This window comes from Rhizobacter sp. (assembly GCF_032229685.1).
Taxonomy (GTDB): Bacteria; Pseudomonadota; Gammaproteobacteria; order Burkholderiales; family Burkholderiaceae_C; genus LMDS01.
Genome location: NZ_JAVTWP010000038.1, coordinates 175,250 through 202,096, shown reverse-complemented (window position 1 = coordinate 202,096; position 26,847 = coordinate 175,250). Strand labels below are relative to the sequence as shown.

The 26,847-nt window shown below is 67.0% G+C and carries 22 protein-coding genes; 10 read left to right on the top strand and 12 right to left on the bottom strand.

Annotation, left to right across the window (positions count from 1 at the left end; genetic code table 11):
• The coding region (locus AC30PD_RS17050) for a hypothetical protein (RefSeq protein ID WP_489536860.1) at positions 1-1,247 on the top strand (1,247 nt) is incomplete at its 5' end.
• 65 nt (positions 1,248-1,312) lie between these two features.
• On the opposite strand, the gene AC30PD_RS17045 is transcribed toward AC30PD_RS17050, so the two are convergent.
• Both AC30PD_RS17045 and AC30PD_RS17040 read right to left on the bottom strand, forming a co-directional pair.
• On the bottom strand, positions 1,313-1,969 hold the full coding sequence (locus AC30PD_RS17045) for a class I SAM-dependent methyltransferase (RefSeq protein WP_489536859.1): 657 nt from the start codon (positions 1,967-1,969) through the stop codon (positions 1,313-1,315).
• The gene (locus AC30PD_RS17040; RefSeq protein ID WP_489536858.1) at positions 1,966-2,922 is read right to left on the bottom strand and encodes a glycosyltransferase family 2 protein; all 957 of its coding nucleotides are present in this window, start codon (positions 2,920-2,922) and stop codon (positions 1,966-1,968) included. The genes AC30PD_RS17045 and AC30PD_RS17040 overlap by 4 nt, the downstream gene beginning before the upstream one ends.
• On the opposite strand from AC30PD_RS17040, the gene AC30PD_RS17035 reads away from it, so the two are divergent.
• The 8 genes from AC30PD_RS17035 (at position 2,921) to nadE (ending at position 12,742) form a co-directional block, all read left to right on the top strand.
• Positions 2,921-3,940, top strand: a complete 1,020-nt coding sequence (locus AC30PD_RS17035) for a polysaccharide deacetylase family protein (RefSeq protein WP_489536857.1) — start codon at positions 2,921-2,923, stop codon at positions 3,938-3,940. The two genes, AC30PD_RS17040 and AC30PD_RS17035, sit on opposite strands and share 2 nt — an antisense overlap.
• A gap of 131 nt (positions 3,941-4,071) precedes the next feature.
• Positions 4,072-5,613 carry an oligosaccharide flippase family protein gene (locus tag AC30PD_RS17030; RefSeq protein WP_489536856.1) on the top strand — a complete coding sequence of 514 codons (1,542 nt, stop codon included), beginning with the start codon at positions 4,072-4,074 and terminating at the stop codon, positions 5,611-5,613.
• 67 nt (positions 5,614-5,680) lie between these two features.
• The gene (locus tag AC30PD_RS17025; RefSeq protein ID WP_489536855.1) at positions 5,681-6,637 is read left to right on the top strand and encodes a class I SAM-dependent methyltransferase; all 957 of its coding nucleotides are present in this window, start codon (positions 5,681-5,683) and stop codon (positions 6,635-6,637) included.
• Between the two features lie 226 nt (positions 6,638-6,863).
• The gene (locus AC30PD_RS17020) at positions 6,864-7,910 is read left to right on the top strand and encodes a hypothetical protein (protein WP_489536854.1); all 1,047 of its coding nucleotides are present in this window, start codon (positions 6,864-6,866) and stop codon (positions 7,908-7,910) included.
• Between the two features lie 5 nt (positions 7,911-7,915).
• On the top strand, positions 7,916-9,865 hold the full coding sequence (asnB, locus tag AC30PD_RS17015; RefSeq protein ID WP_489536853.1) for an asparagine synthase (glutamine-hydrolyzing): 1,950 nt from the start codon (positions 7,916-7,918) through the stop codon (positions 9,863-9,865).
• A 3-nt stretch (positions 9,866-9,868) separates the two neighbouring features.
• The gene (locus tag AC30PD_RS17010) at positions 9,869-11,398 is read left to right on the top strand and encodes a class I adenylate-forming enzyme family protein (protein WP_489536852.1); all 1,530 of its coding nucleotides are present in this window, start codon (positions 9,869-9,871) and stop codon (positions 11,396-11,398) included.
• A gap of 75 nt (positions 11,399-11,473) precedes the next feature.
• Positions 11,474-11,725, top strand: a complete 252-nt coding sequence (locus AC30PD_RS17005) for an acyl carrier protein (RefSeq protein WP_489536851.1) — start codon at positions 11,474-11,476, stop codon at positions 11,723-11,725.
• A 27-nt stretch (positions 11,726-11,752) separates the two neighbouring features.
• A complete protein-coding gene (nadE, locus tag AC30PD_RS17000; RefSeq protein ID WP_489536850.1) occupies positions 11,753-12,742 on the top strand; it encodes an NAD(+) synthase in 990 nt (329 codons plus the stop codon).
• Between the two features lie 45 nt (positions 12,743-12,787).
• Here the strand turns inward: nadE and AC30PD_RS16995 are convergent, their stop codons facing one another.
• From AC30PD_RS16995 to AC30PD_RS16950, 10 genes are all read right to left on the bottom strand, one after another.
• On the bottom strand, positions 12,788-15,373 hold the full coding sequence (locus AC30PD_RS16995) for a polysaccharide deacetylase family protein (protein WP_489536849.1): 2,586 nt from the start codon (positions 15,371-15,373) through the stop codon (positions 12,788-12,790).
• Positions 15,370-16,557, bottom strand: a complete 1,188-nt coding sequence (locus AC30PD_RS16990) for a hypothetical protein (RefSeq protein WP_489536848.1) — start codon at positions 16,555-16,557, stop codon at positions 15,370-15,372. The genes AC30PD_RS16995 and AC30PD_RS16990 overlap by 4 nt, the downstream gene beginning before the upstream one ends.
• Positions 16,558-16,594: 37 nt before the next feature.
• Positions 16,595-17,779: a glycosyltransferase family 2 protein gene (locus AC30PD_RS16985; RefSeq protein ID WP_489536847.1), complete on the bottom strand. Its 1,185-nt coding sequence runs from the start codon at positions 17,777-17,779 to the stop codon at positions 16,595-16,597.
• Positions 17,776-18,966 carry a glycosyltransferase gene (locus AC30PD_RS16980; RefSeq protein ID WP_489536846.1) on the bottom strand — a complete coding sequence of 397 codons (1,191 nt, stop codon included), beginning with the start codon at positions 18,964-18,966 and terminating at the stop codon, positions 17,776-17,778. The genes AC30PD_RS16985 and AC30PD_RS16980 overlap by 4 nt, the downstream gene beginning before the upstream one ends.
• Positions 18,963-20,117 (bottom strand): glycosyltransferase, encoded by a 1,155-nt coding sequence (locus AC30PD_RS16975; RefSeq protein WP_489536845.1) that lies wholly within the window; start codon positions 20,115-20,117, stop codon positions 18,963-18,965. Before AC30PD_RS16975 ends, AC30PD_RS16980 begins: the two co-directional genes overlap by 4 nt.
• 19 nt (positions 20,118-20,136) lie before the next feature.
• Entirely contained in the window at positions 20,137-21,483 is a 1,347-nt protein-coding gene (locus AC30PD_RS16970; RefSeq protein WP_489536844.1) for an O-antigen ligase family protein, read from the bottom strand.
• 40 nt (positions 21,484-21,523) lie between these two features.
• Complete coding sequence (locus AC30PD_RS16965) at positions 21,524-22,096, bottom strand: polysaccharide deacetylase family protein (RefSeq protein WP_489536843.1); 573 nt, start codon at positions 22,094-22,096, stop codon at positions 21,524-21,526.
• A 140-nt stretch (positions 22,097-22,236) separates the two neighbouring features.
• Positions 22,237-23,448: a glycosyltransferase gene (locus tag AC30PD_RS16960; RefSeq protein WP_489536842.1), complete on the bottom strand. Its 1,212-nt coding sequence runs from the start codon at positions 23,446-23,448 to the stop codon at positions 22,237-22,239.
• The gene (locus tag AC30PD_RS16955) at positions 23,445-24,656 is read right to left on the bottom strand and encodes a hypothetical protein (RefSeq protein ID WP_489536841.1); all 1,212 of its coding nucleotides are present in this window, start codon (positions 24,654-24,656) and stop codon (positions 23,445-23,447) included. Before AC30PD_RS16955 ends, AC30PD_RS16960 begins: the two co-directional genes overlap by 4 nt.
• Positions 24,635-25,312, bottom strand: a complete 678-nt coding sequence (locus AC30PD_RS16950) for a hypothetical protein (protein ID WP_489536840.1) — start codon at positions 25,310-25,312, stop codon at positions 24,635-24,637. Before AC30PD_RS16950 ends, AC30PD_RS16955 begins: the two co-directional genes overlap by 22 nt.
• Positions 25,313-25,585: 273 nt before the next feature.
• Between AC30PD_RS16950 and AC30PD_RS16945 the strand changes: the two genes are divergently transcribed.
• Entirely contained in the window at positions 25,586-26,731 is a 1,146-nt protein-coding gene (locus tag AC30PD_RS16945) for a PQQ-dependent sugar dehydrogenase (protein WP_489536839.1), read from the top strand.
• Positions 26,732-26,847 lie beyond the last annotated feature (116 nt).

Sequence of the window (26,847 nt, the reverse complement as noted above, 5' to 3'; positions counted from 1 at the left end):
CCGCGCCCGCGCCCGCGCCCGCGCCCGCGCCCGCGCCCGCGCCCGCGCCCGCGCCTGCGCCTGCGCCTGCGCCTGCGCCAGCACCCGCGCCGACGCCTGCCCCGGCACCAGCCCCAGCGCCCGCACCGACGCCCGCTCCTGCGCCGGCACCAGCGCCCATTCCGGCGGGCAGCCTGCTGCCCACGCTGCTCAACTTCGCCGAGATCGGCGCGCGCAACTGGAACTTCGGCGGGCACTCGGTCACGTCGGCCTTCACCTCGGACCAGGGTCGCTGGGATTACAACGACACCACCTACGAGCCCTGGCTGTTCGACCGCGCCGACGCTTGGCGCATGCTGGCCGAGCTGACCGGCGACCCGCGCTGGCAGACCCAGGCGCAAAGCGATCTGGCGTACTACGAATCCCGCTTGAGCTCGACCGGCATCTTCCTCAACAAGAGCGGTGAGCAGGACACCAAGTATTCCTACGTGCACCCGTGGAGCACGAACACGGCCAAGAATGCCGCGGCCTACGCGGCCACCGTCCAGGGTTTCCCGAACACGGCCAATCTGTCGGGCGGAAGCCTCTGGACCGAGCGCGAGCTGTGGGTCGCGTTGAACGCAGCGGTGAAGTACCACAGCGTCTCCAATGACCCCGCCACGCTGACCCGCGCTCAGGCGATGATCAACCAATGGGACGCCGTGAGCGCCGGGCGCAAGGCCCCACTCGTGACCTACACCCAGCACGAAGGCGGCGGCCCCGGCGGCACCCAGCCGACCGATCTGGTCAGCAGCCCCTGGATGAGCGCCCTGTACTTCCAGGCAGCTCGCCTGTACATCCTGAAGGTGCCTTCGGCCGCTGCGCAGGTCCACCGCCAGGCCAGCGACTACTTCGACTGGATGAACACGCCTTCGAACCGCGGCTTCTACCAGGGCAGCGTGGTCGGCTCCGAGTTCGCCGGCTTGGTGTTCCCGGCCTACCTCGCAGGTGGCACGACGATCGGTGACGCCGGGCCTGACGAAGGCAACATGGACCACGCGCTCGATGTGGCCGGCTTCGTCGCCTTCGCCATCAAGGCCAAGCAGGCCCTCGGCCTCTCGCCGACGGCAGCGCAAGGGCGGCTGGCCGAAATGAAGAACACGGCGGCGAGGGCGTTCGAAGGTGCGATCCGCACCACGCCGACCCTGCCGATGTACCGGATCAACCCGCCCCGCAAGATCAACTGGTGGATCCGCGGCATGTACGAGTTGAACGCCAACGGCGGCTGAACGTCTCGTTCCGCTCACAACGACAAAGGGCCGCATTCGCGGCCCTTTGTCTTGTCACCAACCGGCTAGGGCTGCCGCACTGCCGGTGCCCCGGGCTCCCAGTAGGCCCACAGCCAGGCATAGGGGTCGTGGAAGATCCACCCACGCTGCATACCGGGCAAGGGCTCCAGATGCTGCGCCACGCGGCGCGCAGAGGGCGCGAAGAAAGTGACGAAACAAGCGCGCCCGAGGCGCGACATGTGTTCGACTGTCCTCTCGATGTCGCTGAAGTAGTACAGCACCTCGCAGGCCACGACCAGGTCGTAGCGCTCGCCCGGCGGCAAAGGCCAGGGCAAGGCGGCCATGTCGCCGACGCCGAAACGACACTGCGGCAGCCGTTCACGGGCTCGCGCCACCGCCCGTTCGCTGATCTCGAGCCCGTCGAGCCGGCCGCACAGTTGCGCGAGATGTTCGCTCTGGTGGCCTTCGCCGCTGCCGAGTTCGAGAAGCGAGTCAACGCGGCCGGCAAGCGACTGGATCACCTGGTTGGTCTGGCGGAACCTGGACTGCTCACGTTCGGTCGTCATGCCCCAGGGGTCGGGCAAGGCATAGAGCTTTTCGAGGCCGGCATGGTTGTCGTTGGAGCTGATGTTTCGCATCGCATAGCGGCGCCACACCTTGGACACCAGATCGCGAGCGGGGGAACCTTCGGAGGCGATGCGATCCAGCAGGGTTCGTTTCATATGGGGACTTGGGTCGAGACCATCAGGACGATTGTGGGCGAGGCATGGCGCAAGCCCGCGACGGCACGCCGCAGCGCCAGCACGAAAACGTTGAGAAGTTGCCAGCGCCGGCCGGCGTCGGGCTCGAGAGCCCAGGCCTTTCGCACCAGGACCGTCGCCTGCCGCAACCGGCCCGAGAGCACCATGCCGCGGGCATTGCGCGCGTAGGCCCGGGCCAGCGCCCGATCGAGGTCGACCTGCGGGATCCGGCCTGCGTTCGCAGCCACCGAGCGCTCGATGACACGCACGTAGTCGTCGTAGGTGCGCGCCAGGCTCGACAGCCCGTCGTGACCCCGCATCGCGCGCACCAGCGGCACTTCGACCACACCGATCTTCCAGTGCGCAGCAATGCGCAGGTGGTATTCCAGGTCTTCCGCGGTGGGCAGGCTTTCGTTGAAACCACCGACCGCGTCGTAGACCGAGCGGCGCATCACGGCCGAGGCCGGAGCAAGCGCCGGCTCGAGCAGCACCCACTTGAGGATGTGGCCGTCTTCGGGCAACAACTCGCGCCGCCGGAAGACATCGAACTCGCGGTGATCGGCATCCATGCGGATCACGTCGCACAGCACGAGGCCGAAGTCGGGGTGGGCTTCGAGCCACTCGATCTGCAAGCGGTTCTTTTCGGGCAGCCACTCGTCGTCGCTGTCGAGAAGCGCCAAGTAGCACCCGCGAGCGATGCGCAAGCCGTGGTTTCGTGCCGACGACACCCCGCCGTTTTCCTGGCGCACATAGCGAATTCGGTCACCGAATTCGGTGGCGAGCGCCAGCCCGGTTCCGTCGGACGAACCATCGTCAATGACAATGATTTCTTCGACCGGGCGGGTCTGCGCCAGCACGCTGCGAACCGCCCGCGCAACCAGTTCACGCCGGTTGTACGTCGGTATGATGACCGAAACCTCGATGCCTGTTTCCATGCTTGCCGATCTGTTGAAGAAGCTGCTGTACGTGTCCGGCGCGCTCGGTTTGTATCACCGGCTGCGCAACGCGCACACGCTCACTGTAGTCATGTTTCACCGTGTCTTGGACCCCCAAGATCCGCGGTGGGCTGCGAGCGACCCCGATTACACACTGCGGGCCGATCTGTTCGCGCAGTGCCTGCGGTTCTTCGTCGAACACTACAACGTCGTCTCTGCCGACGATGTGCTGCGCGCCCGCCGTGGCGAAATGGCCCTGCCTGCGCGTGCATTGCTGATCACTTTCGACGACGGCTGGGCCGACAACGTCGACTTCGCCCTGCCCCCCTTGCAGAAACTCGGCCTGCCCAGCCTGATGTTCGTCGTGTCAGACGCCGTCGACCGCCGGGAGTCGTTCTTCCAGGAGCGCATCCTGGGGGCCTGGCGGCGCGGAACGCTCACGCTCGACCAGTTGAACGCCGCGTTGCGGCAGCTCGGCGCCGACGTGCCGGCGCCAGCTGGCAACAACGCCGCTCAATTGCGCCGGTCGATCGCGGCGGTCGAATCACTCACCCACGAACAGCGAGATCGATTGCTCGCCCAACTGTCGGCCGCACTCGACGACCCGCTGCGCCAGATGGTCACCACGCAGGAGTTGCGCACACTCGACGCGGCTGGCATGGCCATCGGCCTGCACGGAAAGACCCACATTCCGATGACGCGGGCCGCCGACCTCGACGCCGAACTGGCCGGCGCGCGCAGCGAGATGACGGCGCGCATGCCGTACCGTGCGCCACCCCAGACGATGTCGTTCCCGCACGGCCGCTACGACGCGCCGATCGCGGCGAAGGCCCGCCAAGCCGGTTACGAACTCGTCTTCACGAGCGTGCCGACCATCAACCCCGCACGCGCTTCTGTCGCGGGCCTGCTCGGTCGGCTCGGCTTCGAAACCGACGCCGTGGCCGACGCCCGAGGGCGCTTTCGCCCCGAGTGGCTGGCGCTCTACCTCTTCAGGCGGCCGCACCGGGGGCCGACCTGAACCCCCTCATCCGCGGGGAGTGCGTTTATGCGGCATGAGCCGGTGCGCTCAAGCAGTGTTGTTTCGTGCGTTTGGTCAGATTGGGCGGTACGTCGGTGCAATAGCATCGGCGCTCCCTCAAGGAGTGCTCGGTGAAAGAAAAGATCACGCTGCTGCGCAACGTGGCGTGGGTGGCGATGGCGGGCTACATCGAAGCGGCCGTCGGCCTGCTCTCGGGCGTATTGATCGCGCGCACGCTCGGCCCGACCGACTACGGGCACTATGTCTTCGGCATCTGGCTGTGCGGCGTCTTGATCATGGCGGGCAACAACGGGCTGTCGAGCTCGTCGATCAAGTTCATCGCCGAGGCGCGCGGCGCCCAGCGTGAGGACATAGCTGCCGCGCTGGTCAGCCGGTTCACGCGCATGCAGATGGTCAGTTCTGGCCTGGTGCTCACGGTGTTCGCGGTGGCGATGTCGGTGAAACCCATTTCCGACTGGAAAGACGCCTTGCCGCTGATGCTGGGCATCGCCTTGATCGCCGCCTGGTCACGCTCGAGCTTCTGGATGTGGGGAGCCATAGGCAAGGGCCATGAACTCTTCGCCCCCGAGAACCTGTCGCTCGCCCTGAATGCGATGCTGAACATGGTGTCGGTCATCGTGCTTGCCTGGGCCGGCGCGTCCGTGGCGCAGTTCTTCGCCCTCTACGCCGTTCTGGGCGTGGTCTCGAACCTGCTGCTTCGATTCATGCTCAAGCGCAACGGGATCCGCGGCGTGCCGGGGCCGATTCCCGACGAGCTGGAGAAGCGCCTGCGGCGCCACCTCATCCTCACCGGAATCATGATGCTCGTGGTCGTCGGCACGAACCGTGGCGTCGAGATGACCCTGCTGAAGATCTACGCCACGCCCGAGTCCGTCGGCTACTTTGCGATTGCCGGCGCGCTCACCAAGGGCGCAGTCGACCTGCTCGCTGGCGGCATGGCCGCGGTGCTGCTGCCCGCCATGTCACGCCGCTTCGGCGAAGGCGGTCGCACGGCGCTGGGCGGCATGCTGATCGAGTCGACACGGGTCTACTGGTTCGTCGGCATGGCGATCGCAGGGTTCGGCCTCGTCGTCTCCGAAGGCCTGGTGCATCTGCTGTACGGTGACCGTTACGAAGGCGCCATACCTGCGCTCACCTGGAACCTCGTCATCGCCGGGCTGATGATCGTCAACGGTGCCGCCGCGGCGGTGCTCACCGCCAGCGACCGACAGGCCGACCGGATCCGCATCGTCGTCAGCGTGCTGGTCATCAACGTCATCGCCGGGCTGCTGCTGATCCCGCGCTTCGGCCTGCCGGGCGCCATCCTGAGTTTCGCCATCGCCCAGGTGTCCGACACCTGTCTGGGCTGGTTCTATGCCTTTCGTCGGGTCGAAGTCCGGCTGCCGCTCGGCCCGATGTCGCGTCAGGCGCTGGCCGCCTGCATCGCCGCTGGCCTGGGCTACGCCATCGCGCAGATGCTGCACCTGAAGCTCGCGTTCGTCGGCGGTGCCGCCGCGTTTCTGCTCACCTACCTGCCGCTGTGCGTCGTGTTCAAGACGCTGCGTGCATCCGAGTTCGACGTCGTCGCTCACCTGATAGGCCGGCTCGGCCGGCCCGGCCGGGCTGCATCGGCACGCATCACAGGGTGGCGCCGCTTCGCGATGGGGGATTGACCGGCCGTGCCGGGCGAGGCGATCGTCTCGCCGAAGACCCATGTTTGAATCAGATCGAGGACCGTGAATGGATTGGAGAATCAAGGGCTGCATCCAAGGTGTTCTGGCGCATGTTCCGTTCGGCACGTCGATCAACGACGCTCTGCAGAAAGTGTCGGGCGGGCGCGTCGACGAAGGTGCGCACATCGATATCAAGTTTCGCAACGACTGGCTGGTCCTCATGGACATGCTGGCGGATCTCGATGCCGATGTGAAGGGCAAGGAGCTGATGGAAGTCGGCACCGGTTGGCTGCCGGTTCTGCCGCTGTGTTTTGCCCTCGCCGGCGCGCACCGCGTCCACACCTTCGACCTGAACCGCCACCTTCGCCACAGCGCTGTGCCGGGCGCGCTGAAGCAGCTCGAGCAGCACCTGCCCGCGGTGGCGAAGGCCTGCAGACAAACGGAGTCCGAAGTGCGCCAGCGCTACGCGCGTCTGGCGCAGGCGGCGAGCGGCGCCGAGATCCTCGAACGAGCCGGCATCGTCTACCACGCACCTGCCGACGCCACCGTCACCGGCCTGCCCGACGCGTCGATCTCGCTGGTCTTTTCCAACAGCGTGCTCGAACACGTGCCGACCGACGTGCTGCGCCCGATGATGCGTGAGGCCCGTCGCATCATGACCACCGACGGCCTGGTGCTGCACAGCGTGAACTGCGGCGACCACTACGCGTACTTCGACCGCTCGATCACGCCCATCCACTACCTGCGTTTCGACGAGCGCGCCTGGCGCCGCTGGAACAACGACATCCTGTTCCAGAACCGCTTGCGCCCGAGCGACTTCCTGGTGTCGGCCGAGAACGAAGGCCTGGTTGTGGTTCGCCGCATCCAGACCGTTCGCGCCGACCTTTTGTCAGCCCTGCCGAACACGCCGATCGCGCCCGAGTTCCGACGCTACAGCGACGAAGAACTCTGCACCACGTCGGTCACCTTCGCCGCGCGCTCACCGGCATTCCAGGGTGATCTTTCCTTCAAGGCGACGACGTAGACCCCAGCGTTCGGCGGGCGCGACCCGCCGGTCTTCGGGAACGGGAAAACCGCACCGCCCGGCGCCGTCGACCGCCCGAAGGAGGGGTTACCAGCGCGAATGCGGGTGATACCATTTCTTCGGTTGCCGGCCCCGACTGCCTGCAACAAGACGCCGAGCGGCCGACACGCTGGCCTGCATTTCCCGCGCACCGGTAGCTGCGCCCTTTGTGCCCCGCCCGAACTCGATGCCCACCCACTACTCGACCGAAGAAGCCGACCTGTCGATCGCCGCCCCGGTCATCCAGTCGTTGTGGATCAGAAGCCTGGTCGGGCACGATGCCGGCAGCGCGCGAGACAAGATGCGCTTGGGCTATGTCGACAACCCGGCCGGGCCCGGCACCGTGTTGCTGCTCAAGGCCGACGACCTGCCCGAAGCGCAAGGCGCCCAGGGCCTGCACCCCCGGCTCTTCCACCACGGCGCGCGCATGCTGCGTGCGATCGGTCTGGCCGACTACGTCGTGAATGCCGAACACCGCTCGCTCGGCCCGGCATTGATGCTGATGCGGCGCGGCGCCCAGATCGGGGCTGAGCGCTTCGACCTGACTTACGGTTTCCCCAATGCCAAAGCCGCACCGATCTGCGCCCGAGCCGGCCTGAAGCGCCTGGGTTCGATGCAGCGCTTCGCCAAGCCCGTGGCCAGCCGCGCCCATCTCGCACGCAGAATGCCGTCATGGCTCGCCCGCTGCTGCGCACCGGTGCTCGACCGGACGCTGGAGTTTCGCGACGCACTGCGCACGCTTCGCGCAGGTGTGCGGCTGGTCTGCCTGCCCACGCGCTGGGATGACGCCGCCTTCGACCAGCTCTGGAACCTCCGCCCGGCCGACACGCTGCTCTCCGAACGCACCGGCCGCATGCTGTATTGGCGCTTCGGCGCCGAAGGGCGCAGTGCCTGGCAGGTCTGCGTCGCGCGCGACCCGAGCGGGTTGCCACAAGGCTACGTGGTCTGGCGCAACAAGCCTGGCTTCATCGAGGTGGGTGACTTCTTCAGTCGCGAACCTGCGGTGCTGACCTTGCCCCTCGTGCTCTCTTTCGTGCGGCTGGTGCGTCGCACCAAGGTGCAGAGCATCTCGATCGAATTTTTCGGGTCTTCGCAGGTCAGCGCTCAGCTCCAGGCGGCCGGCCTGATGCAGCGGCCCGAAAGCATGCCGGTGTTCGCCGGGGCAGCGACCCCTGCAGCCCTTCTTTCCCCACAAGCCTGGTACCTCACCGGCTTCGACAACGACGCGGACTGACCCACATGTGCGGAATCGCCGGCCTGTATTCCTTTGCCACCGGGCGCGCGCCGGCCAAGCCCGAGCTCGTGCGCATGATCGAGGCGCTGCACCATCGCGGGCCCGACGGCTCGTCGACGTTTGTCGACGGCCCCGTCGGCCTGGCGCATGCGCGGCTGTCGATCATCGACCTGGCCGGCGGCTGGCAGCCCATCGCGAACGAAGACGAGACCGTGTGGGTCGTCTTCAACGGCGAGATCTTCAACTTCGTCGAGTTGCGGCGCGACCTCGAACGGCGCGGCCATCGCTTTCGCACCCAGTCCGACACCGAGGTCATCGTTCACCTCTACGAAGACCTGGGCGAAGCCTTCGTCGACGAGCTCAACGGCCAGTTCGCCATCGCCCTGTGGGACCAGAAACGCCAGCGCCTCGTGCTGGCGCGCGACCGCACCGGCATTCGCCCGCTGTTCTACACCCAGGTGGCGGGGCGGCTGGCGTTCGCTTCGGAAGTGAAGTCCCTGTTCCAGTTGCCCGAGGTGCCGCGGCGGATCGACCCGGCCGGCCTGGCTTCGATCTTCAGCTACTGGTCGGTGCTGCCTCCGAACTCGGCCTTCGAGGGCATCAGCAGTCTGCCGCCGGGCCACCGCATGGTCGTCACGCCCGAAGGCATGCACATCGAGCGCTACTGGGACTGGCAGTTCCCCAGCACCATGCCGCAGGCGCGCAGCGAGGCCGACTGCGCCGAAGAATTGCGCGAACTGCTGATCGACTCGGTGCGCCTGCAGCTGCGCTCCGACGTTCCCGTGGGGGCCTATCTCAGCGGTGGGCTCGACTCGTCGATCATCACGACGATCATCAAGAACCACACCGACACGCCGCTGCGCAGCTTTTCGCTGACCTTCGAGAACGCAGAGTTCGACGAGAGCGTCTATCAGAACGAGCTGGCACGTTTTCTCGGCACCGACCACTCGTCGCTCGCCTGCCGTCGAGGCGATATCGGCGCAGCGTTTGCACGTGCCGTGTGGCACACCGAGTCGCCACTGGTGAGGACCGCGCCGGTGCCGATGATGCTGCTGGCCGACAGCGTACGCGCCGCCGGCTACCGTGTGGTGCTGACCGGTGAAGGCGCCGACGAAGTCTTCGCCGGCTATGACCTGTTCAAGGAAGCCAAGATCCGGCGTTTCATGGCGCGCCAGCCCGATTCGAAATGGCGCGGCCGGATCCTGGAACGCCTGTACCCCTACCTCGAGAACTCGCCCGGCGCCGGGCGCGCCTTCACGCAGCGCTTCTTCGCCGAAGGCCTCGACCAGATCGACGAACCCTGGTTCGCGCACATGCCGCGCATGGCCAGCGCGCGCCGGGCGCTGCAGTTCCTGCGGCCCGAGGTGCACGCGCAGGCTGCGGCGTGGAACCCGCAGTCGGCGTTGCGCGCAACGCTTCCCGAAGGCATCGACGACTGGCTGCCGCAGGGGCGTGACCAGTACGTCGAAGCGCACACGCTGATGTCGGGTTACCTGCTGTCTTCGCAAGGTGATCGCATGGCGATGGCGGCGTCGATCGAAGCGCGCTTCCCGTTCCTCGACCACCGGGTCATCGAGTTCGCGAACCGTTTGCCGCCGCAATACAAGCTGCGCGGCCTGAGCGAAAAACACATCCTCAAGAAGGCGATCGGGGCCGAGCTTCCGCCCGTGATCACGCAGCGCGCCAAGCAGCCTTACCGGTCGCCCGACAGTTCGAGCTTCTTCGAGAACGGTCAGCCGCTCGACCACGTGGCCGAACTGCTGAGCGCCCGCAGCCTCGACGAGGCTGGCCTCTTCGACCCCACCGCCGTCGCCAGGCTGACGGAAAAGTGCCGGGCCGGCAAGGCTACCGGTTTCGCCGACAACATGGCCTTCGTCGGGGTCGTGTCGACCATGCTGCTGCACGCGCAGTTCATCGCCCCGGCCTCCGGGCCGCGGCCGCTGTCGATCGCCTGACCCGTGTTGCTGCACCACGCCTTCGAAGCCGCTTGCACACGCCTGCCCGAGAAGACGGCCGTGGTCTGCGGCGGCGTTCGGGCCAGCTACGCCGAGGTAGCGAAGCAGGTCGAGGCACTTGCCGGCCTGCTTCACGCGCACGGCGTCGTTCGTGGCGACCGCGTGGTGCTGCTGCTCGAAAGCAGTGTCGAGTTCGTCGTGGCGGTGCATGCCGTGCTGAAGCTCGGCGCAGTCTTCGTGCCCGTCTCGTCGCTGACGAAGACCGACAAGCTGGCCTACATGCTGGGCGACACGCGCGCCCGAGCCTTGCTCACCGACGCGCGCCTCGAGCCGGTGTGGCGCGACGCGGTGGCGCGCTCGCCGGCACTTGGTGTCAACGTTGTGCGTGGTCTGGTCGCAGCGCAGGGCGCGGACCACCCCTGGCCAGAGCCCGTCGCGGGAGCCGCCGAACCCTCACCCGGCAACGGTGCTTCGTGCATCGACAAGGACCTGGCGGCGATCATCTACACCTCGGGCACCACCGGTGAGCCCAAGGGGGTGATGCTCACGCACCGCAACATGCTGAGCGCATGGGCCTCGGTGCAGGCTTACCTGGGCCTGCGCGAAGACGATGTGATCGGTTTGGCCCTGTCGCCGTCGTTCAGCTACGGTCTCTACCACGTGCTGATCGGGCTCGGCGTCGGCGCGACTCTGGTGCTCGAAGGCTCGGCGGCCTTTCCGGTCAAGCTGGTCGAGCGGCTTGCTTTGGAGCGTGTCACGGTGTTCCCCGGCGTGCCGACGCTTTTTTCGGCCATCCTGGCGCTCAGCAACCTGGCCACATTCGACCTGTCGTCGTTGCGCATCGTCACCAACGCCGCTGCAGCGCTGTCAGACCAGCACCTCCAGCAGATTCGCGAGCTGTTGCCCACCGCCAGGCTGTATTCGATGTATGGCATGACCGAGTGCAAGCGCATCAGCTACCTGCCGCCCGAACAGCTGGCACTGCGGCCGTCGAGCGTCGGCCGCGGCCTCGTCAACCAGGAACTCTGGCTCGTCGACGAAGAGGGGCGTCGCCTGCCCAACCCGGCCACGGGGGAACTCGTGGTGCGGGGCAGCCACGTGATGCGCGGGTACTGGGACAAGCCTGCAGAAACAGCGCGAGCCCTGCGGCCCGGCCCGATCGCCGGCGAATCGGTGCTTCACACCGGCGACATCTTCCGAACCGACGCCGACGGCTGGCTCTACTTCGTGGGCCGCAGCGACGACATCATCAAGAGCCGCGGCGAGAAGGTGGCGCCGCGCGAGGTCGAGAACACGATCTACTCGATCGAAGGCGTTCTCGAGTGCGCCGTGATCGGCGTTCCCGACGACCGGCTCGGCCAGGCCGTGAAGGCGTTCGTGGTGCTCAAGCCCGGAGCCACGCTGACCGAACGCGAGGTCATCCGCCACTGCCTGGCGAAGCTCGAAAACTACATGGCCCCCAAGATCGTGGAGTTCGTGGCCGATCTTCCGCGCACGGATTCCGGCAAGATTCGCAAGTTGGGGCTTCGTTGACGCGCATGCCCGGGCCCGGACCAGCACAAACCCACCACAATCCCGACTCCAGAAAAACCGAACCAGGACAGCAACATGGCGGACCTCAAGACAGAACTGCGGCAATACGTTCAGGACAACTTCATCATGGGTGCCGTGGCCACGGCGTTCACGGATTCCGACTCGTTCATGGAACGCCACATCCTCGACTCCACCGGCTTCCTCGAACTGATTTCACACCTCGAAGAAACCTACGGCATCGAAGTCAAGGACGAAGAAATGGTGCCGGAGAATCTCGACTCGCTGAACAGCGTGGCCGCCTTCGTCACCCGCAAGCGTGGCGCCTGAACCGCGGCCCGAGCATCTGGAGAACCCATGAGCCAAGTGAAGCTGGGACCGCAGGTCCTCGACATCGACTACAGCGCCGAAGCCTCGCGCATCGCCGCCTGGATGGTCGACACCCTCGTCAACAAGCTGCACCGCCGCGGCGTCGTGATCGCGATGTCGGGCGGCATCGACAGCTCGGCCTGCGCAGCGCTGGCCGTGCACGCGCTCGGGCCGAAGAAGGTCTTCGGTATTTTGCTGCCGGAGCGTGACTCGAGCTCGTTCAGCCTCGACCGCGGCCGCCAGCTCGCAGAGCACCTCGGCATCGAATACAAGGTGCACGACATCGCACCCGCTCTCGAAGGCCTGCGGTGCTATGAAGAGCGCGACGACGCCATCAAGCGTGTCTTCCCGGCCTACGGCGAAGGCTGGAAGAACAAGATCGTGATCGCCGGCGGCACCGAACGCGGCATCAATTTCTTCAAGCTGGTGGTGCAGTCGCCTGCCGGTGAACTGCACGAGGCCCGCCTGCCGGTGCGCGAGTACCTGCAGATCGTGGCGGCCACCAATTTCAAGCAGCGCGTGCGCAAGACCATGGACTACTTCCATGCCGACCGCCTGAACTACGCGGTGATCGGAACGCCCAACCGGCTCGAATACGACCAGGGTTTCTTCGTCAAGAACGGCGACGGTTCGGCCGATCTGAAACCGATCGCCCACCTGTACAAGACCCAGGTCTACGCGATGGCGCGCCACCTCGGCCTGCCCGACGAGATCTGCGGCGCGGTGCCCACGACCGACACCTACACGCTGGCGCAAGGGCAAGACGAGTTCTACTTCGCCCTGCCCTACCAGCAGATGGACATCGCGCTCTGGGCGCACAACCACGGCCGCAGTGCCGCCGAACTGGGTGAGGCGCTGGGCCTGTCGGAAGCGCAGGCCAAGCTGGTGTATGCCGACATCGAAGCCAAGCGCCGCGCCACGTCGTACATGCACGCAGCGCCGGTGCTGGTCGAACCCGTCACCGAAATCTCGCACTGAGACTTCGGTCTTCGGCAGGCGGCGAAAACATTCGCCGCCTGCCTTCTACCTCACGAACACTTCGGGCAACTCGAGCGCGGCCGAGAACATGGCCCGCGAGGTGTACCGCTCGACCTGGATGCGGTTGAGCATGAAGCGGTGGCTGGTGGAGAGCTTGTTCACCCCCGGCAGGTAGGTGAAGGCGAACTGGTAGCCCGCTGCCTTCGTGGCCGCGATGACCGCGTCGTTCACCGCATGACGCCCGCCCACCGGGTAAGCCAGCGCGATGATCGGAACGCCGGTCTCGTGCTCGATCCTGGCTTTCGATTCGCCGAGCTCGAAGCGCAGTGCGGCCGGGTCGGCGATCGTCGACAGGATCGGGTGCGTCACGGTGTGCGAACCGAATTCCATGCCCGCGTGCGACATCTCGCGGATGTGGTCCCAGGTCATGGGCGCGCTCTGCAGCAAGGCCTCGGTCGACATGTCGACATTCGTCTGCTGGCGCAGTTGATCCACCACCTGCACCCGTTTCGTCTCGGGCGTGCGCTTGAGCGTGCGCAGCAACTGCAGTGCCGCCGCGCGGCGCGTTCGCGGCGTGTCGCCCAGCACGATGGTCTGGTCGATCGCATCGAGCCTGATCTCGCTCGCGGGCGTGTGCAGGAACACGTGAACGAGCCAGTCGAACCAGAACGGCTGCTGGCCGTCGATGTAGCCCGTGGACACGAAGAACAGCGCCGGCACGCCATGGCTGCGCAGCACCGGGAACGCCACCTCGTAGTTGTCGCGGAAGCCGTCGTCGAACGTGACCATCACCGCCCGTTTGGGCAAGGCCGTGCCGGCATTGATGGCCTCGGCCACCTGCTGGCATGAGACCGGATGAAAGTGCTTCGCCACGTAGCGCATCTGCCAGTCGAAGTCTTCCTGGCGGGCACTCACGAGTTCTGCATCGAACGCGTATCGCCCTTCGTCGAGGCGCGGCAGCACGCGGTGGTAGGCCAGCACGCGCAGGTCTCGTATGGCCGCCGACCGCACGGCCCCGAACACACGCGTCAGACCGAGCGTGCCGATGACCGCGCTCATCTTGTCGCGTTTGCCAGGCCCGTCGGTGCGGCTACCTTCCGAGAAGCGGTTTCCGGTCGCATCGATGAGCGCCACGATCGAATGCCCTCCTTTGCCGAGACGGCCGAAAACCTCCATGGCGGCGTCGTAGTCGGGGCGGGTCCACGACCGAAGCAACACCGTCGCGACAAGGTAGGAAACGATGAACACGACGCCTGCGCCCACGAAGACGAAGCGTCCGTCCACCAGCAGATCGAATGTCTCTGCGAGCGCGCTGGCGATCAGCGCAGCGATCAACATGCGGATCATCGGTGCGACGGGCATCTTCACGCCGTCGGTGCGCCGGGCGAAGCCCCAACTAAAGCACACCGAAGCAAGTTTCGTGATCGCCAGCGAGCCCAGGGCACCCTTCAGACCGAAAGCCGGCACGAGCGCCAGCCCCGCCACCACGTTCACGCCCAAAGTCATGCCGGCGATCTTGATGCGGTCGCCCTGGTGGTCGCTCGAGGTCTGAAAGGCGTTGAAGGCAGCCGATATCAACACGAAGCCGGCGACCGCCAGATTCACCATCACGGCCGGTATCGCTTCTTCGTATTGCGGCCCGTACAACAGTTGCACGGCCCCCGGTGCGACCGTTGCGCCCAGGCCGGCAATGGCGACACCGATGAACCAGTAGAAACGAATGGCCTCGGGCAGCATGCGCACCACCGAGCTCGCCCCGCCCAGGCCGAAAGCCCTCGACATGGCAGGCAGCAGCACCGAGGTGAGGGCCCCTGCAAGCAGGTAAGTGGCTCCCTTCGTCAGGGCGCCGGCAATCGCGAAGAAGCCCACGGCCTCTGACCCGGAATAGGCTTTCAGGAGCAGCACCTCGATCGTCCGGTCACCCAGCAGTGCCACACCGACCAGCGCGCCCGACTGCAGCAGGTGGCGCTTGAGGCGCTGATACAGCGCCGGTGCGATCGGGTTCGGCTCGGGAAGAATCTTCAGGCGGCGCATCAGAATGCGCGCGGCCAGGTTCTGCAGCAAGCCGCAGACCGCATAGATCGCGAAGAACCCGATCAACGAACCGCCGACCCACGCAAGCGCCGAGACCAGCAGCACGTTCGCGAGCGCCGAGAGAACGAGCGCGACACTTTCGACCTCGAAGCGCTCGTTGCCCTTGGCGATCGACGCCATCATCATGTAGCCCGAGCGCGCCCATGCGCCGATGGCCACCAGCGGCAGCATCAACCAGAGCGATTCACGCCATTCGTCGGGCGGCCGAACCAGCACGACCACGGCAAACACCGCGAGCACGATCGCCGTGCCGATGCCGTGCCAGCGGTACATGCGGGCGCACAACGCCGACGCCACGTCCGGCTGGCCGGCGCCGTGCGCCTCGGCCACGAACTTGATCGACGACATCGTCAAGGCGTTGTTGCACAGCGTGATCAGCGTGCCGCAGGCCCAGACTGCGAAAGCGTAGTGGCCGAACTCGTCGCTGCCCAGCGAGCGCGCGATGACCACGCCGAGGATGAGGCCGAACCCCAGCTCCGCGTAGCTGGCGACGGCCATCATCGCCACGTTGCGCAGCAGCGTGACCGGGCTCTTCAAGTCGGCTTCCAGTCGGCGTTGAACATCGGCGGCTTCGGCAGCAGATAGTCCCGATAGAGATTCGGGTTGCCCGACAGGCCGGCCTCGGCCGCCTTGATGATGTTGAACACCTCGCGCGAATTGACGTAGTGCAGCGCGTAGTTCCTGCCGTCGTTGTACTTCGACTCGAGGTGCCTGAACATCGAATCGACCGGCTCGCCGAGCAGGGCTTCGATGTCACGGTCTTGTGTGCCATGCGTGTGGACCTTGATGAAGATCCAGTCGGGCCGTCCCTGCACATGAATGTGCTGGCGCACCCACAGGTCGACGCGGTCGCGCGTGGGCGGGTAGGCGGCGCGCACGTCGGAATTCTCGATGCGCGGCATCAGGCCCCAGCGCCGGTTCTTCCAGTTGAGCGCGAGCGGGCCTTGCATGATCAGCAGGTCGCCCGACGCCTTGCCACCCGCCCGCACATCGACACCGTCGTCGTGCGACTTCGGCCGGTCGCAATCGTCGGTGGCGTAGTAGATGCTGTTGATCTTGCGCGTCTGGGTGTCGCTGGGCGCCGAAGGCAAGGTGAAGTCGGCATAACAACCGAGTTCGCCGAGCACCTTCAGTTCGTTGTTCACACCGCACCAGCGGCCGTCGCCGCGCGAGTTGTCGAGGCACCAGTTGCCGTGGATGAAAGCGAACACCGGTTGCCCCGTCTTGGGGTCGACGGGCAGCGCACCATGGCGCTCGTGCAGCACCTTCACGAAGCGGTTGATCTTCTCGCGCAGGCCCGCGTCGGTGTCGTGGTCGTGGTGCAGGTGGACTTCGATCTCGCCGAAGCCTTCGCGGCACAGGTCGGCGATGTTGTCGAGGTGTTCGACCCGGTACTCTTCTTCGGGGTAGAAGAAGGTGTGTTGCGGGTGCACGCCATCGGCATCGCGGTGGCGCGAGGCCATCGCCTTGTAGCCTTCGCGCCAGCGCGCCACGCGGCTCACTTCCACCTCGTAGGTCGGCCGGCCCCATTGCGGCTCGTAGTGGTCGACGAACGAGAACATCACATGCACCGGACCGTCGGTCACCCGCGGCACGCGCCGACCGAGGTAGGCGCCCAGCCACTGGTGCATGTTCTTGCGCCGGCACTCGAGCACCACGAGCACGAGCCCCGCCAGCAGCACGAGCGCGGCCGACAGGAAGAAGATCTGGACAGGCGTCATGGACAGTTCGCTCTGGGAATTGAAGTCGGCAAAAGCATCACCGGGCGCTGCGCGCCCACACACCCGAGGTGCCGGTGGTCACGAAGCGCCAGAAGCCCACCAGCAGGCCGAGGTTCATGCTGACGAAGAACAGTGGCAGGCGCAGCGAGCGTGGCGTGTCACCCCGACGCGAGGCGCGCCAGCCGAACCACGCCGCGCCATAGAACAGGATCTGCGCCAGCAGCAGCAGCGCGTAGGCGCCCTGCCCGGCCAGCAGCAGGTTGCTGACGAAAGCCAGCACCATGAAGTGCGGCACGAACCAGCGCAGGCATTTGTGCGACAGGAAGGTGAAGGCCACGGCACCATGTCGCGGCGACAGCATCCCGGCGAAGCGCTTGAGCGCCTGGTAGTTGCCCATGCCGATGCGCACGCGGCGGCGGAACTCGTCGCCGATGCGCTCAGGAATGGTTTCGGTGGCCACGGCTTCCGGGTCGTAGACACATTGCTGGCCGGTTTCGATGACCTGCATCGAGATCCAGAAGTCGTCGACGATGGTGTTGGCGGGGATCGCCACGAAACCTTTGCGACGCAGCGCGTACACCCCGCCGTTGGCACCGAGCAGCGCGCCGATCCGGCTCTCGAAGAACTTGAGCATGCGCTCGTAGCGCCAGTAGATGTGGTCCTGGTTGTCGCCGGTGGCCCCGTCGGTCACGAGGCGCAACTCGCCGCAGACACACCCGACCTCGGCACGCTCGAAATGGCGCACCAGCTTGTCGACCGCGTCGGGTTTGAAGAAGGTGTTGGCGTCGGTGAGCACCAGGATGTCTTCGGTCGCCAACGCAGCCAGGTCGTTGATGACCGAAGCCTTGCCGCGGCGCGCGGTGAAGTCGGCGAAGGTGAGGCGCTCGGTGTCGAAACCGCGCACGATCTCGGCCGTGCGGTCGTCGGAAGCGTCGGAGCCGATGTAGATGCGCAGACGGTCGGCCGGGTAGGTTTGTTCCAGCAGGTTGCGCACGCGCTCGCCGATGTGCCGCTCTTCGTTGAAGGCCGCCACCAGCACCGCCACGCGCGGCATTTCGCCCTTCGGCAACTCGACGCGGCGCGAACCGCTGCCCGAGATGTGGCGCCAGTCGGAGCGGAACTGCCGCAACGAGCTGAGCAGGATCAGCACGACCGGATAACCCGCGTAGGCGTAGACGACGCACGCGGCGCTGAACCAGAAGACGATCACCAGGGCCGTCATGGCGCGCCCTCGCCCGGTGTCTGGCGGTGCCCGGGTTCCCCGAGCAGGTTCAGTACACGTTCGATGTTGGCCTCCCAATCAAAGTTCTTCTTCGCGTGCGCAGCGATGCGCTCGTGGTCCCATGAACGCGCCAGTGCGGCCTCGAGGGCGAGCGCCAACGCCGGAGTATCGCGCGGTGGCACCAGCGTTCCGGCAAACTCGGGCACCACTTCCGGAATGCCCCCGACCGTGCTGGCGACAACCGGCACACCGCAGGCCATGGCTTCGAGCACGACGTTCGGAACGCCCTCGTTGTGGCTCGGCAGGCACAACAGGTCACTGGCCGCGAGCCAGCCCGGCAGCAGCCCGTGCTCGACCTTGCCGAGCAAGCGCACACGCTCGCCCAGGCCACGCTCGGCAATGCGCTCGAGCATCATCGTGCGCGCCTCACCACCACCGATGAACACCAGCGTGGCGCGCGGTTGCTGCTGAGCGATGCGGATGAACCCTTCGAGCAGGTCGACACAGCCCTTGCTCGTCTTCAGGTTACCGATGAACAGCAGCAGGCGCTCGTCGGCCGCCACCCCGCGCGAGCGGCGCGCGTCGGCCTTGTCGGCCGGATGGAAGACCGCCGCGTCCACGCCGTTGTAGATGACGTGGACGCGTTCGGCATCGACCCCGGCAGCGACGAGCTGATCTCGCAGCGCGCCGCTCACCGACATCAGCGCACGAGATCGGCGCGCCGCTGCCAGGATCTGCCGGCGTTTGCCGGGCACGTGCAGATACTCGTTCACGTCGGTACCGTGAAACTTCATCAGCACCGGCGTCGAGGTGAGTGAGGCCACCGCGGCCGTGGCCACCGCGTCGGGGAAGCCCCAGCTTCCGATCATGGCGTGCCAGCGCTTGAAGAACAGCAGGCCCGGCCGCTGCACCAGCAGCGACAGGAAGAAGAACAGCGCGTGCAGGCCCTGAGCGAAACCGGGCAGGTACCAGAACACGAAGTAGTCGACATACGGCCAGCGCTTGCGCCCGTCACGGCGTGCCGACCAGTAGGCCGCGGGGCGGCGGATCGCCTCGGTCCACGGCACCGCCACCAGCACCGACAGGTCGACGCGCCGGGCCAGCCGCTCGAACTGCTGCTGGTTGAACACCCCACGCGACGGGTCCCAGGGGAAGCCGAAGAGGTTGGTGATGGCGAGAACCTTCACGTGCCGCCCTCCGTCGCAGCGGTCGCGCGCCGCCGCAGTGCGGCCGGTGACGGGTCTTCGTAGAGCGCGAGGTAGGCCTGCCCCATCGCTTCGACCGTGCCGTGGCGCAAGGCCCACTGCCGGCCTGCCGCGCCCATGCTTTCGCGCCGCATGGCGTCGTCGGCGAGACGGGCCACGGCGGCGGCCAGCGCGTCGGCGCTGCGCGACGGCACCAGGTGCCCGTTGCGCCCGTCGACGACGATGTCGGCATTGCCACCGACCTGCGTCGCCACGATGGGCAAGGCGGCCGCGGCGGCTTCGACCAGCGCCAGCGAATAACCTTCAGAGGTCGACGAGAGCACGAACACGTCGAAGGCGGGCAGCAGTTGCGCCACGTCCTGGCGCATGCCGAGAAAGTGCACGGCGTCGGCAATCTTCAACGCATGCGCCTGGGCTTCGAGCGCGCTGCGCGTTTCACCGTCGCCGACCAACACCAGTTCGACCGCACGACCCGAAGCGCGCAACTGCTGCAACGCCTGCAGCAGCGTGGCGTGGTCCTTGACCGGGCTGAGCCGTCCGACCGTGCCCAGCAGCAACGGGTTGCCCGGGCGGCCGAGATGGCCCAGCAGCGCGGCCTTCGCTGCGGCGGAGCGCGCTTCGATGCCGTCCATCGCCACGCCGTTGGGCACCACCACGGCCTTGGCCGAAGGAATGATGCCGGCCTGAACGAAGCGCTCCCGCCCCGCATGACAGACCGCCGCTGCCACGTCGGTGCCCAGCAACGCGGCACGGTACAGGCGGTCGAGCCGCCCGGCACTCCGCACCGTGCCCATGCCGTGCCGGGTGTTGATGACACAGCCGATGCCCAGGCCGATGGCCGCCGCGGCAGCGTAGTAGTGGGCGACCGCGTTGTGGGTGTGCAGCACGTCGGCGCGCGCGTCTCGCAGGGCCGCGCGCAAGGCGCGCAGCGCGCGAATGTCGAGCCCGTTGGTCTTGTCGAGGGCCAGCACCTCGATCCCCAGCGAACGCGCTTCTGCCGCGAGCGCGCCTTCGTGAAAGAGGCAGACGATCCGAGCCACGTCACCGCGCCGGAGCTGCCACGAGGCCAGCGACAGCACGACGCGCTCGAGGCCGCCCACCGCCAGGCTCTCGACGACGTGAACGATGTTCATGCGGCGGTTCCGGTCAGCATCATGAGAAGCTCAGCAACACACGCGTGACAAGCCACAGCGCGATGATGCTTCCGATGTCGAACAGGATGAGCTTGCCGATCATGTCGGTCGCCCGCACCGGTGCGAACGAAGGCCAGCGGGCGCGTGCCATCTGGTACACGGCCACGATCATGGCCACGAGCAGGAACAGGAACACCACGTAGCTGCGGCTCAGGAAGAACGCCGTGACCAGCGAGCCGATCATCGAGTAGGCGAGCGCACGCGCGGCGAGCTGCAGATCGGCCCAGCTCATCGTCGTGTCGACGTTGGTGACCGGCGCAGGCGGCGGAAGGCCGTAGGTTCCGGGCGGCATCACCGGCGGCGGCAGTTCCGCGGGCGTGCCAGCGCGCAAGATGCGCGCCAGCATCAGCCCCGAGACGATCAAGATCGACAGCCAGAAGAAGTAGCCGACCGTTCCCAGTTCGGCGATGGCGAGCACGAAAGAGTTGTGGGCCGTGAGCGGGTGCGTGTCGGTGAAAAGGCCCTTCCCGACGCCGAACAGCGGGTGCGTACGGAACATCTCGAAGCCTTCGTACCAGGCGTCGATGCGGCCGGCGGCAGAGTCTTCGTCGGCCGAGATCTCGGAGATCCGGCTCGGTGCGAGCAGCAGCAAAGGGACCAGGAGTACCGGAGCGACGACGACGCTCCGAACCCAGCCAAAGCGCTGGATCGCATAGAAGCCCACCATCGCCAGCAAGCCCAGCATGCTGCCGCGCGAATTGCACAGGTAGATCGCGTAGAGCACCAGGGCTGCCGAGGCGTAGCAGGCGATTCGCACGATGAAGGAGCCGCTGACCTTGGCCACGTAGAGCGTGAGCGGCAGCGTCATCAGGAATGCCATCGACAGGTCGTTGGGGTCGCCCAGAAAGCCCAGATAGGTGATGCGCTCTTCGATCATCTTCGCGCCGGTCCAGCCGATGCCCAGTTCGCTCTCGAACTGCTCGGCGCCGTGAAGCGCGATGACCGTGCTCACCGCGGTCAGCACGATCGACAGATCGCGAAAGCGCTTCAGCGAGTCGAGCGAGGTGGCAGTCACGTAGAACAGCAGCAGCGTCGGGATGAATTCGGTCACCACGTCGATCGCGCCCGTGACCCAACCGGTCAGCAGTACCGAGAACGACATCATCACCAGCAGCCCGAGCAGCAGCCGGTGTTGTGACGCCTCGAAGTTCTTGGGTTGTGCCACCAGCCAGAACCCGAACGCGGTCAGCAGCGACACCGGCACCAGCGGCGTGCCCATCAGCCCAGGCACGTACTCCTGCGGCCGGATGTACAGCACGACGATGTACAGCAGCAGATAGAAGAAGGGGCGCCCCGGATTCAACATGCAGGCGTGCCACCGACGGAGCGCAGACGCGACACGCGCTTCACGCGAGCACGGGGAAGTGCAGGCCGGCCTTCTTCCAGGCGGGAAGCAGCACTTCGAGCGCGTCGCCGGCGCAGCCTCCGTCGTCATGGAACAGGATCACGTCGCCGGCGACGGGGGGCTCGGCCTCGAGCCGTTCGACCACGCCTTGCGGTGACAGCGTGTAGTCGAGGCTGTCGATGGTCCACAACACCAGTGGCCGCTGGCGCCACAGGCTGAAGGCCAGGATCGAGGTGGTCACACGGCCGTTGGGCGGGCGAAAGGCGTGCAGCTTCGGCCCGTCGAACTGCTGCAGAACGGCGTCGGCACGGTCGATCTCGGACCACTGTGCCGCGGTGCCCAGTGTGCGCATCTTGGGGTGCGTCATGGAATGGTTGCCGATCGCGTGGCCTTCGTCGAGCAGCCTGCGCACGAGCGCCGGTGATTGTTCGGCGGCGCGGCCGATCAGGAAGAAGGTGCCCTTGGCATCGTGGCGGGCCAGCAGGTCGAGCAGCCGCTTGGTGTGCTCTGGGTCCGGGCCGTCGTCGAAGGTGAGGTAAACGGACGCGCCCGCAGCGGGTCCGCGTGTGCGCACGAGGTTGCCCGAAAGAAATGACGCCGTTGACCAGATCCTGTTCATGCTCGACAAAAAACGACCCGAAAGTGAAGCTGGCGATTGTCCCAACGAATCGTGTCGATCAGCCGACCAGGCACCACCCAAGCTAGGGGTTTGCGCTATTTTTCCCCTCGGGCCGTGCGCTTGTGCGCAAGCGCGCGTATCGCGATGTCGAACGAGGCCTGCGCTCGATGCTCCCAGCTCATCTCGCGCACCGAAGCCATGCGCAGCGCGGCACGCTCGGCCGTGTTCTCTTCACGCAGTGCCGATTCGATCGCCGACAGGAAGTCTTCGCGACTCTCGGCCACGCTCAAGACTTCGCTGAAGCGCTCGACCTCGGGCGTGGGCACCGACACCACCGGCTTGCCGGTGGCCAGGTACTCGCGCAGCTTCAAGGGGTTGGCGTTGCGCACCTGCTGGTTCATGCGGTAGGGAATGATCGCCACGTCGAACGCCTTGGCCCAACCGGGCAAGGTCTCGTAGGGCTGCGGCCCGACCAGGGTGACGTTGGGCAGGCGATGCAACGCACTCACATCGACCGAGGCATGCCCGACCAGAAGAAAGTTCCACTGGGGCCGCTGTTGCGCGAGCCATTCGATCATGCCCACATCAGTCCACGCGGCGATCAGCCCGAAGTAGCCGATCACCGGGCGCCCGAGCGCGGCGGCCTGCGCCGGCACCGGCGTGGCCGCGGCCTGCGCGAGTGCGAACAGATCGACGTCGACACCGTGCGGCGAAAAGCTGGTGGCCGGGTTGACTGCCTGCTTGGCCGCCACCAGTGCCGGCGGTGCGACGAACACATGGTCGGTGCGTGTCGTGAGCATGGCGTCGCACGCGCGGATCCGTTCGGCGTCGACGCCGGGGTGTGCGGCGTAGTCGTCGATGCAGTAGTAGATGGCGAGCTCGTGCGGCACCGCGTCGAGCATGAAACTCGGGTGCGGCACCACGAACCACAACACGGCGCGGTCGATGCCGGCGTGGCGCATCGCGCGGCGCACCGCCCACGCGCCGAACCAGCGGTTCAGGCGGTCCACCCCGGGCAGCCCGCGCCAGGGCAATTGCGGGACGGTGCAATGCCACAGGCCCGGCAAGACCTGCGTCGGCAAACGCATCGCCTGCGACAGCTTGCGCCAGATGCGGCGGATGTCGCGGCCCGAAGCCGAGGGCGGGCGCATGCCGGGCGAGTCGACATACAGCAGCGGCGCGCGCCCGGCCAGGCGGCGCGCCATGTGGTGGCTGCTGGTGCGGTTCTCGGCGAACCACTCGTTGCCGAAGTAGACGATGCCCAGGGCGCCAGCGCCCGATCGGTTGTCGTGCGATGGGGTGGTCATGCTTGGGGGCCGGTGGTGCCAGCCAGCGAGGCGCGTTCGTGGGCGGAGAGCATCATCTTGAAGCTGTGGTGGTCGGGGCCGATCTCGGTCAGCACCGAAGCGTCGACCACCTGAACCGGCGAACCGGCCTGGTTGACGCCGGCCCGGGCGAGTGCCGCCAGGTCCAGCGAATGGTGCAGGTGGATTCCGGGCAGTTGGATCTCGGGCCGTTGCGACGGCCGCAGGCCAGCGAAGGGCTGGGCGCGCCGGGCGCCGTCGGTGGCAGCGCGGATCTGTTCGCTGCGCGCGCGCAGCGGTCGCGCGCCGTCGTCGAGGTCGTAGGCGTCACGCACCAGCACCTGGGCGTAGACACTGTGGGTACGCGCAGCGCCGAACAGGCCGAAGCGGTTGTAGAAAGCTTCGACCAGCAAGCCGGGTGACATGCGGCGCGCGATCTTGGCCAGAGCGTTGCCGGTCGGCAAACCGAACACGGCCCGTTGTTCGATGCCGTGGTCGAGCCGCCGGAAGGCGAACGCGGCCGGGCGCAAGGTGTAGAGCGCAGTCGCCGCCGCGTCGTACACAGCCGGGAAGAACAAGCCCTGGCGGGTGCGTGCGATGGACGGCGCAGGTTGCCCGTCGAGTTGCCCTACGTAGCAGAAGACATGGTCCGAGACCAGGCCGCGCGAGGCCTGCGGCACCAGCGAACGGGCGAGCAGCCTGGGGGTGTGCAGCACGCCGGCGGCGACCCAGGCGCGGGCCGCGCGCAGCACACCGCCCGCGGTGTCGACCGTGACGCCACGCTCGTCGAAGCGAAGATCGTCGGCGGCTTGTGCCATCAGCTTCAGGCGCTCGCCATGGCTCTTCACGAGCTCGCGCAGTTCGCGCGCCGGCCGCACCGGGCGCCAGGGCACGAACAGATGCGGCGAACCGAGCCGGCTGCGTGCGTCGGTGTCGGGGTAGAAGCGCCGCAGCATCTTGTCGAAGCTGGCGTCGCTCGCGCCCGCGAAGTTGTTGCGCCAGCCGGTGGGGATCACCCCGTGCCAGTGGCTTCCCAGCCCGCCTTCGCCGAGATACGCACAAGGCACGGTCTGGCGCTCGTCGTAGTACAGAAAACTCGGCTGCGCCGGGCCGCAGAGCACGGCCACGCGGCGCCCCCGTTCGGCCAGCAGGCCAAGTACCGTGCCCAGCGCCGCCAGGCCGGAGCCGATCACGATGTCGTCGAAATCCATAGGTGGTTGCTGAGGTAGACGTAGCCGTACCAGCGCGCTCCGAACGTGCGCAGAATCAGGTCGAGCGGCCGCAAGAGGCACGGAAATCGCCCGGCGCCGCGCAGCAGCACGCCGTAAACCGCATGGGCTGCGCGTTCGATCGTGTGCCTGAATGGGCGCCGGACAACGCGGAACAGCCGCTTGCGCCGCCCCGCATCGTCGGGCCAATCGGGTGCGGCCATGAAAGCAGCCAGCTCGGCGTGAGAGGTGGCGATAACAGCGCCCGCCGGCAGCTCGGACGGGTCTTCGTACATCAGGCCGATCGTGAGCACACGGGCGCGGGGCAAGGCCAGTGCGTCGAGCTCGGCGCGCAGCTTGACGCGCGGGTACTCATAACAGCCGGTGAGCCGGCTCACGATCACCGAAGAAGAAGAGACGTACACGGCCTCGCCGACATCGGCTTCGCGGAGCCGTTCCAGCAGGGCCGAATTTTCGGCCGGCAAGCGCGAGTACGAGAGCACCCAGACCCGGTCGCGCGGCGTGAAGGCAAAGCCGGCGAGCTCGCGGTGCCCGATGGCCACCGGCGGCGTTCGCGCAGCGTCGAGGTGGCGCGAGACCGCTTGCCAGACCTTCGAGTGGCTGCCGATGACGACGTCGCGCACGGCGACCGCAGACACGCTGCCCTCACGCAAGGCAGGGCCCTGCCTTGCACGCTGCGCTGATTCCGACCGTGGACAAAAACCGCTTCACCGACGAGCCACTCCAGTCTGTTGCGTCACCCGGCGGCGCCGGGCGGCGGCCGCATCGCCCCCACCCGCGCCGGTCGCGCTGGATGATATCTGCGGGGTGGCAGGCTTCTGCAGCGCAAGTCGTGACCCGCTTCGCGCCAGGGTCGGTTGGCGGGCCGCTTTGGCACAATTCGCGCCGTCGTCGATTCAAGGAGTTGGAGCATGCCCACGCGCAGACGCCTCGTGGTCGGGATCGCAGCGGCCGCCGCGGTCGTTGGCGTCTCGGCCTGGGTGGCACCGAAGATTCTGCGGCGCATGGACATGCAGGGCCTGCGGCCCGTCACGCTCGCCAAGGGGCTGGAGTTTCCGTGGGCCCTGGCGTTCCTTCCCGATGGCCGCATGCTCGTCACGGAACGGCCCGGCCGAATGCGCTTCGTCGGTGCCGATGGCAGTTTGGGCGCACCGCTGGCCGGCCTGTTGCCGGTGCTCGCGAGCGGTGAAGGTGGCCTGCTCGACTTGGCACTCGACCCCGACTTCGCGCGCAACCAGACGCTGTACTGGAGCTTCTCGGAGCCCGCCGCCGACGGCCCGGCCGGGGCCAGTGCAACAGCTGTGGCCAAGGGTCGGCTGGTCGGCGACCGGATCGACGGCGCGAAGGTCATCTTTCGCCAGACCGACAAGTCGACCGACGCCTCGCACTTCGGCTCGCGCCTCTTGTTCGCCGCAGACGGCAACCTGTTCGTGACGCTCGGCGACCGGGGCAACCGGCCTGCGGTGCAGCGGCTCGACTCGACCGTCGGAAAGATCGTGCGCATCGACCGCGAGGGCGGCGTGCCGAGCGGCAACCCGTTCGCAGCGACGGCTGGCGCGCTGCCGCAGATCTGGTCGGTGGGCCACCGCAACGTGCAAGGCATCGCGATTCATCCCACCACCGGGGAGGTCTGGGCGAGCGAACACGGCCCACAGGGCGGAGACGAGCTCAACGTGATCGTGCCCGGTCGCAACTACGGGTGGCCCGTGATCACCTATGGCACCGAATACGCTGACAGCGCGAAGATCGGCGAAGGCACGGCCAAGGAAGGCATGGAACAACCCGTGACGTGGTGGGGGCCGATCTCCAACGCGCCGTGCGGCATGACCTTCTTGACCAGCGACCGCTACCCGGGCTGGAAAGGTGACCTCTTCATCGCGACCCTGCGGGGCCAGGCGCTGTTGCGCGTGAAGCTCGACGGCCACAAGGTGGTGGAGCAGCAGCGCGTGGTGACGGGCCTGCTGCACAAGATCCGCGATGTGCGCCAGGGCCCCGACGGCTGGTTGTACATCCTGTCGAGCGGGCCCAATGCGCAGCTGATCCGGGTCGAGAAATAGCTTTCGGCCCGGCCACGGGTTGTTGCAACTGAGCCTGCCGGAAACGCGTCAGCCCCCTATCTCGGCGTCGGCTCGAAGGGGGTGCCGGAATATCATCGTGGGCGTCGTCCCGGGTC